Source organism: Marinomonas profundimaris (assembly GCF_000508165.1).
Lineage (GTDB): Bacteria > Pseudomonadota > Gammaproteobacteria > Pseudomonadales > Marinomonadaceae > Marinomonas > Marinomonas profundimaris.
The window spans coordinates 1-948 of the sequence record NZ_AYOZ01000047.1; the positions used below are offsets into that span (position 1 = coordinate 1).

1 pseudogene is annotated in these 948 nt (G+C 44.7%); it reads left to right on the top strand.

Annotated features, from left to right (window positions below):
• Positions 1 to 72: 72 nt before the first annotated feature.
• A pseudogene (locus D104_RS37600) lies at positions 73 to 948 on the top strand (IS3 family transposase); the annotation flags it as partial.

Here is a 948-nt window from a genome sequence, read left to right on the forward strand (position 1 = left end):
TGTAGTGGCATAGTTAATTTGGCCATCTAATTAGAGGTGCTAGAATGCACCAATAAACAATTAGGTGACAACATGAGTAAAAGACCAAAACGTAACTTTAGCCCTGAATTTCGACTAGAAGCCGCACAGCTAGTCCTTGACCAACATTACACCGTTCGAGAAGCCGCAGAAGCAATGAATGTGGGTCATTCAACGATGGATAAGTGGGTGCGTCAACTGAGACAAGAACGAGACGGGGAAAGCCCTAAGGCGACTCCGATGACGCCCGAACAGTTAAAGATACGAGAGCTTGAAAAGCGTATTCGAGATATCGAGATGGAAAAAGACATTCTAAAAAAGGCTACCGCTCTCTTGATGTCCGACTCCCTGAACAGTTCTCGATAATCGAAAAACTCAAGACGAGCTACCCAGTGAAAAAACTGTGTGACGTGTTCAATGTAAACCGGAGCAGCTTTCGATATTGGAAACAGCGCTCTAAGCAACCTGCTAACGCTAAAACAATAGCGGAAACGGCCTTGGTGAAAGAACTTTTTGACAAAAGTGAAGGCTCAGCTGGCGCTCGTAGTATCTCCGATATGACAGTTGATCGAGAAACGCCATTAAGCCGCTATAGAGTCAGGCGTTTAATGAAAAAGCTAGGGCTTGTGAGCTGCCAAATACCTAATCACATCTATAAAAAAACGGGAGATGAACATCTTGATATACCGAACTATTTAGATCGTCAGTTCAACGTAGAATCACCCGATAGCGTGTGGTGTGGCGATGTGACTTACATTTGGACAGGGAAACGTTGGGCCTATCTTGCCATGGTGATTGATCTTTACGCTCGTAAGCCAGTTGGCTGGGCGATGTCTCTGTCACCAAATAGTGAGTTAACAAGTAATGCGTTGAAAATGGCCTATGAAAGTCGTGGACGACCACAAGGCGTGATGTTTCATAGTGATCAAG